This window comes from Thermodesulfovibrionales bacterium, assembly GCA_026417875.1.
Lineage (GTDB): Bacteria > Nitrospirota > Thermodesulfovibrionia > Thermodesulfovibrionales > CALJEL01 > CALJEL01.
The window spans coordinates 1-519 of the sequence record JAOACK010000151.1; the positions used below are offsets into that span (position 1 = coordinate 1).

Consider the following 519-nt stretch of genomic DNA (forward strand, 5'->3'; position numbering starts at 1 on the left):
GTGCTGCAAGAGCCACATATATGGAGGATATGAGACTGGCTGCAACCATAAAGCTCTTCAATGGTTCTTCCTTCTACATCAATAACCTACCACCTGCAACTTATAATGAAAATGCTGCAGGACAGTATTTTGTGGATGACAACAGGGGTAAGAGGGCCTCTTTTGCAGATGCTTCTGCAAGACATCCAATGTTCTATAGCAGGTATCACAAGAGTAAATATTTCTGCTCAACCTGCCATGATGTATCAAATCCCATACTTGCAAACTTGGTTCTCGGTGGAGTTGGAGTGAATGAGACAAGGGCTAATTTTACAGGTACTGGAAGAATGCTCTGGTCCGAGATCTATCCTGCCTACAGTTATTTCCATGTAGAGAGGACATTCTCTGAGTTTATGCTATCATCCTATGGTCAGCTTGGAGGTTCTCCTGGTATAGGGCCTTTTGCACCTTCTGTGTTTAAGACATCAAAGCCCAATAATTATATAGCCTCCTGCCAGGACCTGTCTCTTATACACATCT

Annotated in this window: 1 protein-coding gene; it reads left to right on the forward strand. The window is 43.2% G+C overall.

The features are described 5' to 3' along the window. Positions 1-29 precede the first annotated feature (29 nt). Positions 30-519, forward strand: a 490-nt coding sequence (locus N2257_10820; GenBank protein MCX7794877.1) for a hypothetical protein, incomplete at its 3' end; no start/stop codon positions are given.